General features: G+C 39.6%; 17 protein-coding genes and 1 other annotated feature. Of the genes, 7 read left to right on the top strand and 10 right to left on the bottom strand.

The features are described from left to right. The first annotated feature begins 530 nt into the window (after positions 1-530). Positions 531-1,097, top strand: coding sequence for a peptidylprolyl isomerase (gene slyD, locus ACED29_RS18430; RefSeq protein ID WP_124017131.1), 567 nt, complete (start codon positions 531-533; stop codon positions 1,095-1,097). A gap of 269 nt (positions 1,098-1,366) precedes the next feature. Beyond that, entirely contained in the window at positions 1,367-1,744 is a 378-nt protein-coding gene (locus ACED29_RS18425; RefSeq protein WP_371698337.1) for a hypothetical protein, read from the top strand. Between the two features lie 299 nt (positions 1,745-2,043). On the opposite strand, the gene trpR is transcribed toward ACED29_RS18425, so the two are convergent. After that, a complete protein-coding gene (trpR, locus tag ACED29_RS18420; protein ID WP_124017129.1) occupies positions 2,044-2,322 on the bottom strand; it encodes a trp operon repressor in 279 nt (92 codons plus the stop codon). A gap of 267 nt (positions 2,323-2,589) precedes the next feature. Between trpR and ACED29_RS18415 the strand changes: the two genes are divergently transcribed. Continuing rightward, entirely contained in the window at positions 2,590-3,039 is a 450-nt protein-coding gene (locus ACED29_RS18415; protein ID WP_124017128.1) for a cytochrome c, read from the top strand. A gap of 395 nt (positions 3,040-3,434) precedes the next feature. Here ACED29_RS18415 and ACED29_RS18410 read toward each other — a convergent pair whose 3' ends face one another. After that, complete coding sequence (locus ACED29_RS18410; RefSeq protein WP_371698335.1) at positions 3,435-4,100, bottom strand: cytochrome b/b6 domain-containing protein; 666 nt, start codon at positions 4,098-4,100, stop codon at positions 3,435-3,437. A gap of 394 nt (positions 4,101-4,494) precedes the next feature. On the opposite strand from ACED29_RS18410, the gene hpf reads away from it, so the two are divergent. Beyond that, positions 4,495-4,848, top strand: a complete 354-nt coding sequence (hpf, locus tag ACED29_RS18405; protein WP_124017126.1) for a ribosome hibernation-promoting factor, HPF/YfiA family — start codon at positions 4,495-4,497, stop codon at positions 4,846-4,848. Between the two features lie 124 nt (positions 4,849-4,972). Continuing rightward, positions 4,973-5,094: a sequence feature (Phe leader region), on the top strand. Positions 5,095-5,152: 58 nt separating this feature from the next. Next, entirely contained in the window at positions 5,153-7,099 is a 1,947-nt protein-coding gene (gene pheA / locus ACED29_RS18400; RefSeq protein WP_182698335.1) for a prephenate dehydratase, read from the top strand. A 118-nt stretch (positions 7,100-7,217) separates the two neighbouring features. Here pheA and ACED29_RS18395 read toward each other — a convergent pair whose 3' ends face one another. The 8 genes from ACED29_RS18395 to ffh all read right to left on the bottom strand — a co-directional run bounded on the left by ACED29_RS18395 (position 7,218) and on the right by ffh (position 14,031). Next, the gene (locus ACED29_RS18395; protein WP_124017124.1) at positions 7,218-7,562 is read right to left on the bottom strand and encodes a hypothetical protein; all 345 of its coding nucleotides are present in this window, start codon (positions 7,560-7,562) and stop codon (positions 7,218-7,220) included. A 293-nt stretch (positions 7,563-7,855) separates the two neighbouring features. Beyond that, a complete protein-coding gene (gene tyrA / locus ACED29_RS18390) occupies positions 7,856-8,995 on the bottom strand; it encodes a bifunctional chorismate mutase/prephenate dehydrogenase (protein WP_371698334.1) in 1,140 nt (379 codons plus the stop codon). Positions 8,996-9,006: 11 nt separating this feature from the next. Next, the gene (locus ACED29_RS18385) at positions 9,007-10,098 is read right to left on the bottom strand and encodes a 3-deoxy-7-phosphoheptulonate synthase (protein WP_124017122.1); all 1,092 of its coding nucleotides are present in this window, start codon (positions 10,096-10,098) and stop codon (positions 9,007-9,009) included. A 377-nt stretch (positions 10,099-10,475) separates the two neighbouring features. Next, the gene (rplS, locus tag ACED29_RS18380; protein WP_011638365.1) at positions 10,476-10,829 is read right to left on the bottom strand and encodes a 50S ribosomal protein L19; all 354 of its coding nucleotides are present in this window, start codon (positions 10,827-10,829) and stop codon (positions 10,476-10,478) included. A 33-nt stretch (positions 10,830-10,862) separates the two neighbouring features. Then, positions 10,863-11,609: a tRNA (guanosine(37)-N1)-methyltransferase TrmD gene (gene trmD, locus ACED29_RS18375; protein ID WP_124017121.1), complete on the bottom strand. Its 747-nt coding sequence runs from the start codon at positions 11,607-11,609 to the stop codon at positions 10,863-10,865. Positions 11,610-11,624: 15 nt separating this feature from the next. Then, a complete protein-coding gene (gene rimM / locus ACED29_RS18370; protein WP_124017120.1) occupies positions 11,625-12,155 on the bottom strand; it encodes a ribosome maturation factor RimM in 531 nt (176 codons plus the stop codon). A 21-nt stretch (positions 12,156-12,176) separates the two neighbouring features. Continuing rightward, on the bottom strand, positions 12,177-12,428 hold the full coding sequence (rpsP, locus tag ACED29_RS18365; RefSeq protein WP_124017119.1) for a 30S ribosomal protein S16: 252 nt from the start codon (positions 12,426-12,428) through the stop codon (positions 12,177-12,179). A 229-nt stretch (positions 12,429-12,657) separates the two neighbouring features. Then, on the bottom strand, positions 12,658-14,031 hold the full coding sequence (ffh, locus tag ACED29_RS18360) for a signal recognition particle protein (RefSeq protein ID WP_124017118.1): 1,374 nt from the start codon (positions 14,029-14,031) through the stop codon (positions 12,658-12,660). A gap of 283 nt (positions 14,032-14,314) precedes the next feature. Between ffh and ACED29_RS18355 the strand changes: the two genes are divergently transcribed. Both ACED29_RS18355 and ACED29_RS18350 read left to right on the top strand, forming a co-directional pair. Next, positions 14,315-15,103, top strand: a complete 789-nt coding sequence (locus ACED29_RS18355) for an inner membrane protein YpjD (protein WP_124017117.1) — start codon at positions 14,315-14,317, stop codon at positions 15,101-15,103. 153 nt (positions 15,104-15,256) lie between these two features. Continuing rightward, a complete protein-coding gene (locus ACED29_RS18350; RefSeq protein WP_182754364.1) occupies positions 15,257-16,537 on the top strand; it encodes an HlyC/CorC family transporter in 1,281 nt (426 codons plus the stop codon). The last annotated feature ends 83 nt before the right edge of the window (positions 16,538-16,620 follow it).

The raw sequence follows: 16,620 nt of genomic DNA, 5'->3' as shown, positions 1-16,620 counted from the left end.
TGATGATTCTCTTTTTATAATAAATGTTAACTGCTGATAATTATTGAATCAGATTCAATAATCTGATTTTCCTTGGCTAACAGAATCACTTTTTTTACCTAAGGTTGTCAACCCCTGCTTACAGTTTATTTACAAGTTATTTTTTAGGCTAAGTTGATTTTCTGAGTAAAGAGGTATTATAACGTCACAAGTCACTACTGGTAACGTTAATCAATAGCGATCTCCCACCTTAACGTAAACGTAAACAGAAAAGACAAAAACAATAAAATATAATAAATACAGTACTATAGAATTAAAAAAATGATTAAATCCTCAATAGTCGACTGTCGATAGAGATACCAGAAAAGTGAACGAGAAGCCTTTGCAACGCTATGACAAACATACTGATTTATTTTCAGCATTCAGGTAATTAAACCTGCAGCATAAGACAAAATACAAAAAGCTGTGATTGAATAAGCAAAAACTGATGTTAGCCATCGCAGCTTGATAGCAAAATACGCTATCATGCACACATCACAATTGGAGGCGATATGAAAATTACAAAACATGCGGCGGTCACTATTCATTACCGCTTATCTGATGAGCAAGGTTTATTAGTTGAAAGTTCATTTGAAAGTGAGCCTATGGTTTACTTACATGGTACTGAAAATTTAATTCCTGGACTTGAATCAGTTTTAGAAGGTAAAACTGTCGGTGAAACTATCGAGGCGAAAATCCCTGCTGAACAGGCTTATGGCGAATATCATCCTGGCTTAAAGCAAGAAGTTCCTGTCAGTGCATTTGGTGATGTCGAAGACATTGTTCCGGGTATGCGTTTTATCGCTGAAACTGAAATGGGCCAACGCCCAGTTCAAGTGATTGAAGTCAAAGACGATGTTATTGTTGTTGATGGAAATCATCCATTAGCAGGTCAGTCACTGCATTTTAGTGTTGAAGTCATTGCAGTAAGAGAAGCGACAGCTGAAGAACTTTCTCATGGTCATATCCATGCTGAAGGCGGTTGTGGCAGCCATGAGCACGGACATGACCACGATCATGAATCATGTGGTTCAGAAAAACCTGGCTGTGATGGTAATGGCGGTTGCGGCTGTCGTTAATTCGTCACGCATAAATTATTTGCTCAATAGACCTTATCTGGTGTTATGTTTAAAGTCTATTTGTCAGTAGAAAGATTGAAAAACCTCAAGGCATTGTCTATTAACTAGTCAGTGCCTTTTTATTTAGGTTACACTAACTAGATTAGTAGCATTAATTTACTCGCATCAATTAGTTAGATTTATTGCGACTCCCTTTATGGATTATTTGGAGTGCGATCCTAACTAGTTGACAACAAATATAATAATTAATACGTAGCGACGGAGTGCTTATGTTAATTAAACCGCTATACGAATTATTACCTTTCTCTTACATGGTTATAGGCTGTGTCAGTATTTTTTTGCTTGAACCCAACTATGCCCTGATTGCCTCTGTTGTTGTGTATTTGTATGGTGCACATATCTATAACCTGAGGTCCAAAAACCGTCGCACTGATGCTAAACGTAAGAGAAAATCAGGCTTAATCCCTGAAACACTCTATGGATTGATGCCATTTATCTATGTGTTAACCGCTGTGAGCCTTTATCGCTTTTACCCTAGAGACTCCAGCACACTGTTTGCGTTGTGTTTAATCGCTTATGGCGTTTACCTAATCTTGAGACGCTCAAGCTATCGTCACCACAGACTCCCGAGAAGCATCAGTCAATAAGCTGTATTGGTAAATACTGGATAAAATAGAACAGCTCAATTGGGGCGATAAATTAGTTATCTCGTTACAATCTGAGCTAAGCACATCCAAGATAATGAAAGCCATTCGAATACCAATGAGCTGTACTCCTCCCCCCAATCAGACACAGTAAGTTAATGAGACTATTTATTTGTGCTGGTCATTTTTGGTAATTCTAAAATTAATGATATGAATAACCATTGAACAGCAATGCTATCTGTTATCGATAACAAAAAAGCTCTGATAATATGATTAATAAAGAATATTTCTATCAAAATAAACTAGTCTAAAATTAATTTTTTGACTGAATCTCTTTGTTTTACGGACATATTTTTCAAATAATTTGAACAACGCGTAATGGTTGCAATACTGACCTGATGCTCTGCTGCGATTTGTCTTTGACTTAATTTCCCCGCCAATAAGGTTTGAAATACCTGTAAACGCCCAGAAACAGCGCTGCGCTCTTCTTCCGTTAATAATAATTGAAACAACACAGATAAATCATCTTCGTTAGCATGAGTTAAAATTTTTTCTACCACTAAATTCCAATTGGCACGCATTGTATTTCTCTTTATAGTAATGCCTAGACATTACAAGTGTATCAAGGAACTACGCAAATTAGCAAAACAGCCGTTGATAAACATGTAATAAAACATATCGCAAAATGATAATAAAATTGTGTAGAATAAAGACTAATACACTGAAACTTAGCGCTAAATATTTGGCTAAGTGGCAAACGTTAGAACACGCTAGCTTAATATTAAGTATGACTAATGAGTATTAGTGCTTATGGAACCGGTACCATCAACAAAAAGTGAAGGATAACGATGAAAAAGATATTACTAACAGTTGCGGTTACCGCAATGATGATTCCTGCTGTATTTGCGAATAATTTCAAAGAAACAGCTGATGCCATTGAATACCGTCAAGCTGCTTTCGGCTTAATTGCTTATAACTTTGGTGATATGGGCGCGATGCTAAAAGGTAAAAAACCTTTTGATGCAGCGGTGTTTAGTTCTCGTGCAGATAATGTTGCCGCACTATCAAAACTACCACATGAAGGTTTTATTGACGGTTCTGATAAAGGCGATACTGAAGCTCTTGCAAAAATTTGGCAAGATAAGGCTGACTTTGATAGCAAAATGACTGCATTCCAAGATAATGCCGCAGCGTTAGCTATTGCAGCTAAAACAAGTAATGAGAACAGTATTAAACAAGCTTTTGCTAACACTGGTAAAAGTTGTAAAGGTTGTCACGACGTTTACAAAAAAGACTAAAGTTACTTGGAGCTGAACAAGATTTAAATCGATTAGTTTAAGCAAGTAATAAGTCGTTCAGACCTGTAACCCAAAAGAGTAAAGCCCATGCATATGGGCTTTTTTATTGCTGATTAACGAGTGATCGATGAGTTTTTGGTTCGATTTCGTTCGAGATAAACATGAGATAATCAAGCGAGTGGAACACTACCTAGCAATCTAAGCAGCATTTCGCTCAACACAGAATAAGACGCTTTTAACCTACACCTTAGGGCAATGTTTATTGGTCATATCTACTAGGGTATTGGCTTTTCATGTCAAATGACGACACAACAAAGCTCCCACCTTAATCACTGACAACTACAAACCAACAATTCACAGCAAAAAATTAAAAATCAACAAACCCTAATATAAATTTATAAATAACTGACTACAGGTTCAAGCAACCACCACCATACACAGACAAATATGGCTAATACGATAATTAACGCTATCCAAGGCGAACGTAAGCTAGGTGGGGTTATCTGCTTGCTAGCCAGTTTATAACCACTAAACATTGCTTTAAGTATATTGTCACCTTTAGCGACATGGACAACTACCGCAATGATGTGAATCGCGGCCATAGCTAAAATAATATTGAAATTGGTTTTATGTAACCAAGTTAACCATCCTGCTGTATCTGACGATACAAGATACATCAATGGACCTTCGGTAAAGATATCATCGGTAGCAAATAATCCGCTAATTAATTGCAGCATAATGATGCTTAACAATAAAATGACCATATACCCACCTAGTGGATTATGGCCTATCGACTTGGGTTTGGGTTGTGCTTTTGCGTAAGCAATAACTTTTTTAGGTGCAACAAAAAAATGTGTAAACTTAGCGGTATCGCTTCCTATAAAGCCCCAAATTAATCTAAATATAATCAGTGTCATCAACAGGTACGCTAGTATCTGATGCCACTGCATTTCTCCTATTTCAGCTGTCCACCATAACCCGCCAACTAAACACACCATGGCCCAATGAAAAAAACGGGTTGGAAAATCCCATACCTTTATTTTTTGTTGTTCTATACTCACTAATAACAGCCCTTATAAATTTGCTTATAAGTCGATTATAAGCCAATCAAAAATGAATTAAATCACATCATTAAGAGTATTGTGTTTAATGTTGGAAATATTTGCTCAGCAAAATAAGCATTTTGAGCGGATTACGGAGATTGAGGGCAGATTCTTGGCTGTTTTGTTTAAAATACCAGCAAAACAAATAATATATCATCAACTTATCTATTCAAATATGGCGCAATTTATACCGTACCACAAGTAGATTTTAATGCTTTTTATTGAAAAATGTCTAAGAGATCAAATAAGCTGTGTTCGATGTTTTTTGCCATCTAAAACGTGATCAAGATCACAATACTTATGGTTAATCTTGGTAATCTGGAGTTAAGCAAACAACAAGAAGGTTCTAAATATGCTGAAAATCACTAGCAAACAACTTGAAGTCACTGCCCTTATCCGTGAACGTATCGAAGGACGATTAGAAAAATTAAGTCGACATGATATTCAATTAATTAATCCGCACATTATTATCAATCAAGAAAAGCAGTTGTTTAAAATAGAGGCATCAGTTGGATTACCTAGTGGAGATTTATTCGCCCAGGCAAAAAGTGAAAACCTATACGCAGCGATAACTGCAATGGGACAAAAGCTGGAAAAACAGCTAAATCGCCTGACCCATAAACCCCAGGCTCAACGCCATGTATCATTACCAAATGATACAGAAAGCGAATTTGAGTATGTCTATAAGGAGGAAAACGCAGCTTGATGTTATTTATCTCTCACCAGCGCACCCTCGGGTGCGCTTTCTTTTGTCTGTAATTAACGCAAGTCTGTATTAATGAATAAAATTACATTGACAGCAGTCTGCTAGGGCTTTAGTTTTAACCCATGAACAAAAATATATTCAGCCTTTTTATTTTCTTTTTTATTCAGCCCACCCCTGGAGGCGGATTTTCTGTGTAAAAACGAAAATGAAAATTCTAAAGCCTCCCAAATGGGAGGCTTTTTTGTCTTATAAGCGCTGCTGTATGAATCAATACACCAGTATATAGCGTTATATTGAGGTCTATATGCAAAAACCACCCGCGTTAAGTCAAACTCGCGAACAGATCACTGCTCTTGATAAAGCGCTATTAGAGTTATTATCTAAACGCCGCCAATTAAGCTTAAATGTAGCTCGCAGCAAAGAAATTGATGTTAGGCCAATACGAGACACTCAAAGAGAAAAAGAACTGCTCGAAAGACTCGTGCTACAAGGTCGAGAACAAGGTCTTGATGCTCACTTTGTCATCTCACTTTATCAAAGTATTATTGAAGACTCAGTGTTATTTCAACAAACCTATCTTCACGGCAGAGCAAATCCTGACACTCAAAAACAACAATATACTGTGGCTTATTTAGGAGCGAGAGGCTCTTATTCATACTTAGCAGCTAGCCGTTACTGCTCTCGGCGCCAAGTAGAAATGCTCGATTTTGGCTGTAAAAGTTTTGATGACATCGTTAATGCCGTCGAATCAGGTCATGCTGATTACGGCTTTCTGCCGATTGAAAATACCTCTTCCGGATCTATCAATGAAGTGTATGACGTGCTGCAACATACAACGCTATCGATTGTCGGCGAAACAACCATTGAAGTCAGTCACTGTTTACTCACGAAACCTGACAGTAAGCTAGCTGATATAGAAACTATCTATGCGCATCCGCAGCCAATTAGCCAATGTAGTCGTTATTTAAGCCAGCATCCTAATATTAAACTTGAATATTGCTCCAGTAGTGCTGAGGCAATGACAAAAGTTATCGAAGCAAAGAGTAACACTGTCGCAGCAATAGGCAGTGCAGAAGGCGGAGCCTTATATCAACTGATTGCAATGGAACAAGGTTTAGCAAACCAAAAGATTAACCAAAGTCGGTTTATCGTTGTCGCCCGCAAAGCCTCTGCAGTACCGTCTCAATTACCCGCTAAAACCACCTTAATCATGGCAACAGGACAAAAGCCTGGTGCATTGGTAGAAGCATTACTGGTTCTTAAAGCGCATAATTTGAATATGAGTAAATTAGAATCTCGCCCTATTCCAGGAACGCCATGGGAAGAGATGTTTTATCTCGACATTGATGGCAACTTAGCCACAGCAGAAGTTCAACAAGCGATTAAAGAGCTAGAACGCCTTACCCGTTTTATTAAAGTATTAGGCTGCTACCCCTGTGAAACGGTTAAACCAACCCAGCTATCGCAAGCCCAGCTATTGATTGAACCAGGCAGTTCAAAACAACAACCAATCAAGTCTTTACCCAATAGCCAAGCAAAGCATTCACGCGACTATAAATCACAAGACACTCAGTTATTTTGCCAACATTTACAAATAGGTGCCGGACAGTTTAGCGCATTACAGCAAATTAATTTGCCGATAGATAATACCGAACTAGCCACCCAAGCTAAGATTATCAAAGAATCAGGTTTTCAAGCTATTTTGCTCAACGATTTAAAACAACAACTGAATGAACAAGAGCTAAAACAGCATGCACAAGTGATTGAGCAAGCCGGCTTAGTATGCATAATGCAAGTAGATCATGAACAAGAGTTTAGTATCGCAAGCCAATTAGCAGACATGTTGATTTTGAGCGGTAAACAAATGTATAACACCGACATGTTAACCTTAATTGGTTCAGTCAATTTGCCGGTGATATTAGAGCGAAATACCATGGCTAGTGTTGACGATTGGCTACAAGCCGCCGATACGGTCCTTAGCCACGGTAATCAACAATTAGGCCTATGTGAGTCAGGAGTGCGAAGTTTTACTCATCCTGAGCAGTTAAGCCTCGATTTAGCGGGGCTAGTTGAAGTTAAATTACGCAGTCATTTACCCGTTATTGTTAATACTTGTTTTAGCAGTAATGCTGCGCTGCTGAGCACTAATGCGATTGCCGTAAAACAGCTAAAAGCCGATGGCATCATTATTATCCATCAAACGCAGTTGTCATATGCTGAGTTGCTCCACGATTTATACCAGATAAAATAAAACATCTACTATAAGTTAAAGGTATCAAACTATTTTATCTTGAGCCGACCTTCACTCAAGCCAATAAAAATGCCGAGATATTATCTCGGCATTTTGCTTCACTAGTCGCTTCTTTTACTTAAACTGCAAGACCATCATTAAGACTGATCCAGCCTTTGAAAATACGATAACTAAACCAACTAACACCTAGGATGTACATTGGTAAACTTAACCATAATGGACTTAACCAATAACCGGCAATAAAAAATGGACACAGGCCGATTATACTCATGCGTTGCCAGCGTAAATGACTACCTAGCACAGAATCTGGATTAATATTTTTCTGGATCAAATTAAACCAAAGGCTCAATAATACGGGAACAAAAAACAATGGAAAGGCACTCATTAAACCATAAAGAAAATGCCCTAAGGAATTATCTTCAACCTGTTGAATAGGCAGTGTATTCGATGGCATCATCGACATAGGGTTATCCTCCAAATGCAACTACGTTTACTGAGCTAACACGGTTTTATTACACTACGGTGCTAGTTAAACATAAGCTTTGTGTCACTATTTCGCAATATTTAGATTAATTAATAATGCTTCATTTAACAGCAATTCACTTCGACTCGGAATACAAAAAGACAGTAAAGAAATAAAAGTAAGTGATTTTACCGAGCCCTACACCGCTGCATCTGTTTGTTTTTTACTGTTCAATACAACAATAATGATGGGGTAAAACAAATTTGAAAACGGTTTAGTACCCCAAATACAAGTTAACTGCTTTTCATATCGTTAACAGATTGCAACATGGCGCGACTTTCGTGTTGGAACTGAGGAGCAAAATCACCAAACCATTTTGCCACTCGCTGAAATTGCTCAACAAAGGCTTGTCTATTTCCAGTTTGCAACATGGTTAATGCATCACGATAATTATCAAGATAATCACTTATCGCATGTTGACTACCAGCTTGTGCAAATATGATATCGGCATAAAGCTCAGGATCTTGAGCAAATAAACGTCCAACCATGGCCAACTCTAAGCGATAAATAGGTGAGCTAAATTGCAGTAGGTTTCCAATATCAGCTGCTTCTTTACACAGGTTGACACCATATACAAAGGTTGAAAAGTGACGCATAGCTTGCACTAGTTGCATGGCTTTATCATGACGTTCGGCTTCAGCTTCGACAATACGAGCCCCCCAAATCTCAATCTGCTGTAGCAACCATTGGTAGGCCTCTTGATGACGACCATGACACACTACCACCACTTGTTTAGCAAGACTGCCAACATCAGGACCAAACATAGGATGTAGACCAACCACTGGACCGCTATGGGCTGCTAACATTGCTGCTACGGGCTCTTCTTTAATTGAAGTAAGATCAGCTAAAATACAATTGTCAGGTAACTGAGTTAATTTTTCTCGAATAACCTCGCAAGTCACATTTATAGGCACGGTAACAATCACCAGTCCAGCACCATCAAAAATAGCTGCGGCCTCTTGCCAATCATTTTTATCGATACTTTTAACTTCATAACCAGAAAGAACTAACATCTGGCTAAATAGCTGTCCAAGTTTGCCCTGACCACCGACTATCACCACATGACCCAGATCTTGTTTAACCTGCTTGAAACCAACATCTTTCTCATTTAAATAAGATTCACGCATAAGCCGGCGTAATATATCTTCAATTAACTGTGGTGAAATGTTCATGCTTTGCGCTTCATTTCGCCGCTTTGCTAACATGGAGGCTTCACGTTGTGGAGCATAAATAGGCACACCAGCGGCATGTTTTACTGCGCCAACTTGTGCAACTAAATCAAGGCGTTTACGTAATAAATGCAGTAATTGTTGATCAACGCCATCAATTAAATCACGAAGATGCTCTAGGCCTGCTGTGGTTTTTTCATTCATCTGTTTATCCATTAACCGTTGACGACCTGCAGCGAATCAAAACGTGTTGGTAACACTACAGACAACTGGTTAGCGCCTTGTCTTAAAATAGTTTCAGTGGTTTCCCAGTCAATGCAGGCGTCAGTAACAGAAACACCATATTTTAGCTCTGCTAAGGGTTTATCCGAACTCTGATTACCTTGATTGAGGTTACTTTCAAGCATAACACCGATGATAGATTTATTACCTGCTTCAATTTGATTAAATACATCTTCACAAACGTTTTTTTGACGTAAATGATCTTTTGATGAATTACCGTGACTACAGTCAATAACTAACCGAGCACTGAGCTTGGCTTTATGAATTTGAGCCTCACTTTCAGCAACACTGTGCGCGTCATAATTAGGTGATAAGCCACCACGTAAAATAATATGACCATCAGGGTTACCAGCAGTTTGTAGTAATGACACTTGGCCCTCTTGGTTAATCCCCATAAAGCGATGACTACTAGCAGCAGATTTAAGTGCATTAATAGCCACCTCCAATTTGCCATCGGTACCATTTTTAAAACCAACAGGCATTGATAGACCAGAAGCCATTTCACGATGAGTCTGAGATTCAGTGGTTCTTGCGCCAATAGCTGACCAAGTAACTAACTCAGACATATACTGCGGGCTTATCGGATCAAGTGCCTCAGTAGCAATGGGTAGTTCAAGCTCAGCAAGCCAAATCATCAGCTCACGAGCCATTCTAAGACCTTTCTCTACATCAAATGACTCATCCATGTCAGGATCGTTAATCAAGCCCTTCCAGCCCACTGTTGTACGAGGCTTTTCGAAATAAACTCGCATTAAAATGTAAAAGTCATCGCTGAGCTCATCATGTAACTTTTTAAGTTTTAATGCATACTCTTTTGCTGCTGCAATATCATGAATAGAACAAGGTCCAGTGACCACAAGCACGCGATTATCCCGTTTATGAACAATATCTGATACTTGCTTGCGTGCATTAAGGATATATTGATAAGCATGAGTTGATAATGGTAGTTCTTGCTTTAACTCTGCAGGAGTGACTAGCACTTGCTCTGAACTAATGTGCACATTATTAATGGTATCTTGTTGCATACTTATCACTCTCTTTTGACGACAGACCTAAGGTCACTAATAGATTAATATTCTAGATATCTGATGGCTAAACTCAGTAACACTGTAACGCTACACCATTACAAGTTAAAAGCAACTATGCCTGTGCCATGGCATTAGAGCAAGGGTTATTTATACAAAAAGTTAAAAATCATTTAATCGATGATATTTTATACAAAACGATACATCTAACCGACATTAATTACGGGATCCGCTTATATCTTATTATGGTTAGGTCACTCTTATCGCTAACCCGGAACTGTTTTTGATCTTTACTTTTTTAAAGCGCTACAAACAAAAACCCGCCTTTCGGCGGGTTGTTGTGCGAACACTGCATCTTTATTCTGTATCGGTAACTATTACTTAGTTGCCAATTTTTCACGGATACGTGCAGACTTACCTGAACGCTCACGTAAATAGTACAGTTTAGCACGACGTACACGACCGCGACGCTTAACTTCGATGCTAGCAATTAACGGGCTATGCGTCTGGAAAGCACGCTCAACACCTTCACCATTAGAGATTTTACGTACTGTGAATGCTGAATGCAGACCACGGTTACGCTTAGCGATGACCAAACCTTCAAAAGCCTGAAGACGCTCTTTTTCACCTTCTTTAACACGTACTTGAACTACTACTGTATCACCAGCACCAAAATCAGGTACATCTGTTTTCATTTGCTCATCGTTGAGCATTTTAATGATGTTGTTCATAATTACTCCATCCTAGTAATAACTGAGCGTTGACTATGCGGACTTGTCCGTTTCATTCACGAACTGCGCTAATAAAGTCGATTGTTCGTCAGTCAGAGCTAGATTTTCAAATAATTCTGGCCGTCTCAAAAAAGTTCTTCCGATACTTTGTTGTAAACGCCAGAGTCTAATTTTTTCGTGGTCACCGCTTAACAGCACTGCGGGTACGTCAAGACCATCCAATTGTTCAGGGCGAGTATAATGAGGACAATCCAGTAGGCCATCAGAGAAAGAATCTTGCTCTGCTGACGCTTGCTTGCCAAGTACACCAGGTACTAAACGAGCCACTGAATCGATTAATGTCATTGCCGGTAACTCGCCACCCGAAAGTACGTAATCACCGATAGACCATTCTTCATCTACTTCAGTTTGAATAATGCGCTCATCAACACCTTCGTATCGACCACACACTAAAATCAAACTCTCTGATTTAGCTAACTCAGTAACGCCTTGCTGATCCAGCTTGCGTCCCTGAGGAGACAGATAAATCACTTTTGCCCTATCACCTGCAGCAGCTTTTGCCGCATGGATAGCATCACGCAAAGGTTGCACCATCATCAACATACCTGGTCCACCACCATAAGGGCGATCGTCTACAGTATTGTGTTTATCATGGGTGAAATCACGAGGATTCCACGTTTGCAACTCAAGCAGGCCGTTTTTCACGGCTCGACCCGTAACCCCAAAGTCTGTAACAGCACGAAACATCTCTGGAAACAGGGTTATTACCCCTAACCACATATGTTGTACCTCGACTTAGAAGTCAGGATCCCAATCCACTAAAATCTGTTTCCCTTGCAAATCCACCTGTTTGATGAACTGCTCAGGGACAAAGGGGATCATACGTTCCGCTTTGCCGAAGGCATCTTTGGCATTAGCTTTAACTAGTAGTACATCGTTTGATCCTGTTTCCACGATCTGTTCAACAATACCCATGTTATAGCCGTTTATATTGGTCACTTCGCAGCCGATAAGATCACGATGATAGAATTCACTGTCATCCAATTCTTTCATTTGCTCAGACTTGATAGCAATCTCACAATTTGTGAGCATTTGCGCATCTTCTCTGGTAGCAACACCCTCAAGTTCAGCCACAACAGCTTTACCTTGAAAACGCCACTGAGCAACCTTAACTTCACGCCAAACGCCTTGTTCTTTTATAAGCCAAGGCGAATAATCGAAAATACCTTCAACAGAATCGGTATAGGAAGTGATTTTTAGCCAACCTTTAATACCATGACTGGAGCCTAACTTTCCCAGTACAACTAGCTCTTGGTTACTACTCATCTATCTATACCTTATACGCAATTAAGCAACAGCTTTACGCGCGTCTTTGATCAGTTTTGCAACACGGTCAGATGTTGCAGCGCCAGTAGCAACCCAGTGCTCAACACGATCAAGATCTAAACGTAATGTTTCTTCTTGGCCACGAGCCAATGGATTGAAAAAACCTACACGTTCGATGAAACGACCGTCACGAGCATTGCGGCTATCAGCAACAACGATATTGTAAAATGGACGCTTTTTTGCGCCGCCACGAGCTAAACGAATGGTAACCATGCGTTTTATTCCTCTAATGATTTGCTAGAAGCAAAAATAAAAACTGGAACTCCGTGTTCGCAAAGAGTCCCAGAAAGAAAGCCGGAAGATTTTACCTGACTTTTGAACTAATGCAACCAAAACTGATGATTTTTAGCTCACCCGTTTTGTTGTAATAAAGTCAAAAATATAACCTAACCAACTGATTGAATTTAAAATTAACTAATTTAGCACTCGAAAGATGCTTATATTATCGGCCCGGAAACTTCATTCCAGGCGGTAACATTCCACCCATTCCACGCATCATCTTCTTCATTCCACCTTTTGCAGACATCTTTTTCATCATTTTCTGCATTTGGGTAAATTGCTTTAATAAGCGGTTTACATCTTGAATTTGAGTCCCCGAACCGCCAGCGATTCTACGTTTACGCGACCCTTTAATCAAATCTGGGTTTTTACGCTCTTTGGCGGTCATCGAATTAATGATGGCTTCCATTTGTCCAGTCATCTTACCGTCTTGAACCTGAGCTAATGCTTCTGGTGGTAATTGACCCACACCAGGAAGCTTCTCAAGCATGTTCATCATTCCACCCATGTTTTTCATTTGCTGTAATTGCTCACGAAAATCTTCTAGGTCGAAACTGCCACCTGATTTTACTTTTGAAGCCAGTTTCATCGCTTTGTCTTTATCGACACCGCGTTCAACTTCTTCAATTAATGACAATACGTCACCCATACCGAGAATACGCGAAGCAATTCGGTCTGGGTGGAAAGGCTCTAATGCATCGGTTTTTTCACCAACACCTAAAAACTTAATCGGCTTACCGGTAATACTGCGGATAGATAAAGCAGCACCACCGCGAGCATCACCGTCAACTTTGGTTAAGATAACCCCCGTTAAAGGCAAAGCTTCATTAAATGCTTTAGCCGTGTTGGCCGCATCTTGCCCTGTCATGGCATCGACGACAAATAATGTCTCGATTGGGTTTACAGTAGCATGCAGCTGCTTGATTTCATCCATCATGGCTTCATCAACATGCAGACGACCTGCTGTATCGACAATAACCACATCAATGAATTTTAATTTTGCATAAGTGATTGCTGCTTTAGCAATATCAACTGGCTTTTGGCTCACATCAGACGGAAAGAATTCAACGTCGACTTCAGTTGCTAATGTTTCAAGTTGTTTGATTGCCGCAGGACGATAAACATCCGCACTGACCACAAGTACCGATTTTTTATGGCGTGTGCGTAAAAACTTACCTAATTTAGCAACCGAGGTCGTTTTACCTGCGCCTTGAAGACCCGCCATCATGATTACAGCTGGAGGAATGGCCGCGAGATCGAGGGCTTCATTCGCCTCGCCCATGGCTTTTTCAAGTTCGTTTTGAACAATTTTGATAAAAGCTTGCCCTGGGCTTAAGCTTTTTGACACTTCTTGACCCACAGCGCGTTCTTTTACGCTGTTAACGAAGTCTCTAACAACAGGTAAAGCGACATCCGCCTCAAGCAGCGCCATACGCACTTCACGCAGAGTTTCTTTAATGTTGTCTTCTGTTAAGCGACCACGGCCACTAATATTTTTTAGTGTGCGTGACAGTCTGTCAGATAAATTCTCAAACATTGAGCGGCTCTTTTAAGCATAACAATAATTGCGCCCATTATACCCAAGCCACTCTAAATTACGATACTTGCAACGAGAAGAACTCAAACACTAGCCAATTTTGTACAAAATAATTATCGAAAACGCGATGAAACTGTTAAATTTTGGGTCTTAGGTCACTGCCATGTTAGGCCGTGATCATGTTAATCTAATACAAATAATGAAAAGGTCATGCTTTAATAGTATTGTTCATTACTCAGGCGCAGTTTTTTCAGCATTAACGACTAAGATAGGTTGATTCTAAATGGTTATTTTTTCCGCGGCAGCCATGCTTTTTTATTGTTTAGCATTGGTTTTAGTAACGAGCCGACTTTTTCATGTTGAAGGGCCTAATCGTAAGGCCGTTATGGTGGCTTCTGGTATTGCCGTCATCATGCACGGGTTTGCGCTTTCGAATGCAGTGTTTACCGTCGATGGACAAAACTTTAGTTTAACTAATGTGATCTCCTTGGTTAACTGGATTATTGCATTAACGTTCACTATCACAATGCCTCGACTTAAAGTCATCATTGTTGTACCCGTTGTGTATGCCTGTTCAATTATCTCTGTAGCACTTCTATGGTTGGTGCCACCGCAGTTTATTACTCACTTTGAAATACACCCGGAGCTCCTAGCCCATGTAGTATTATCATTAATGGCCTACAGCGCATTGATGATAGCGGCTATGTACGCCATTCAACTGTTATTCATCCAGAATAAACTGAAGAAAAAACAGATGATGATGAGCCCTGCTATGCCGCCATTAATGACGGTAGAAAAACAGCTTTATCATCTAATCATTATTGGATTTATTTTACTGAGTTTATCGCTGGTAACCGGCTTTATCTTTTTAGAAGATATGTTCGGTGACGGTAAAGGGCACAAGGCCATATTATCAATAATCGCTTGGGTGGTTTACGCTGTTATGTTGTGGCAACAATATACTGTCGGCTGTAGGATCCGCACCGCAGTGATTTACAGCTTATCTGGCGCAAGTTTACTTTCACTTGCATATTTTGGAGCAAGAATTGTTAAAGAATTGATATTAAACTAATTTTAATTATTTTTAATGTGTATAGCCTAATCTATACAATTTAAAAATAACCGAGATAACTTGACTCTAACGGCCAATAATAAATAATGGCCGTTAAATTAATGACAATTTGGCCTTTAGGCCAATTTCACACTACTTCATGGGGCCCCTTTTTTGGACGCTATATCTACCAGCGCACTCCTTATTTTCCTTTTGGTTTTAATCGTGATTTCTGCTTATTTTTCGGGTTCAGAAACCGCAATGATGAGCCTCAACCGATACCGCTTACGACACCTTGCATCCAATGACCATAAAGGCGCTATACGAGCCTTAAAGTTACTCGATCGCCCTGATAGGCTTATTGGGCTTATCCTTATCGGTAATAACCTGGTCAACATCCTTGCCTCAGCCATTGCCACTATTATTGGTATGCGCTTGTTTGGTGATATGGGTGTTGCGATTGCTACTGGTGTACTCACCATTGTGGTGTTAGTGTTTGCTGAAGTTACTCCTAAAACATTTGCCGCCTTACATCCTGAGCGCATTGCCTTCCCATCTAGTATTTTATTAGGTTGGCTATTAATTTTATTGTCGCCTTTTGTTAAAGCAATCAATTTAATTACGTCACTTTTTTTACGCTTGATGGGCATCAAAACCGTCAAAACAAGTGATGCATTAAGCCAAGAAGAGCTGCGCACTGTTGTTCATGAAGCCGGAGCCTTAATCCCACAGCGTCACCAAGAGATGTTACTGTCAATTTTGGATTTAGAAAAAGTCACAGTCGAAGACATCATGATTTCACGTTCAGATATTTACGCAATTAACGTTAATGATGATTTCAGATTAATTAATAAGCTCGTGGTTCAAAGTCCTCATACTAGAGTATTGGTGTATCGCGATAATATTGATGATGCCGTTGGCTTCATTCATTTGCGTGATGCATTACGCTTACAATCAAAACAGCAATTCAGTAAATCGTCATTATTACGCGCAGTAAAAGAGTTGTACTTCATTCCAGAAGGCACCCCACTAAACGTCCAGTTGACTAATTTCCAACAAAATAAAGAGCGTATTGGCTTAGTTGTTGATGAGTATGGTGATATTCAGGGATTAGTGACATTAGAAGATATTCTGGAAGAAATTGTTGGCGATTTCACCACCTCAATGATGACCACTGCCAGTGAAGACATTAATATTCAGCAAGATGGTAGTTTCTTAATTGATGCCACGATTAACATTCGAGACCTGAATAAAGAAATGAAATGGAACCTACCCATAGATGGTCCTAAAACATTAAACGGTTTAATCATTGAGTTTCTTGAAGATATCCCTGCTGTAAACACCAGTTTGCGTATCGTTGATTACCAAATAGAAGTCATCGATGTGGCGGATAACATGATTAAGACTGTCAGAGTGTTACCGACTAATTTGGAGTTAATTGAAGATACCGACTAAACTCCAATCGATAAAAAAGGCGCTAATAGCGTAATGCCGATCAGTTAAGCGGTAAAACGAGAAAATTTAACTGATCGGTTGAC

Origin of the sequence: Shewanella sp. 5S214 (assembly GCF_041439795.1) — a bacterium.
GTDB classification, from domain to species: domain Bacteria; phylum Pseudomonadota; class Gammaproteobacteria; order Enterobacterales; family Shewanellaceae; genus Shewanella; species Shewanella vesiculosa.
This window is presented reverse-complemented; position numbering and strand designations above follow the sequence as displayed.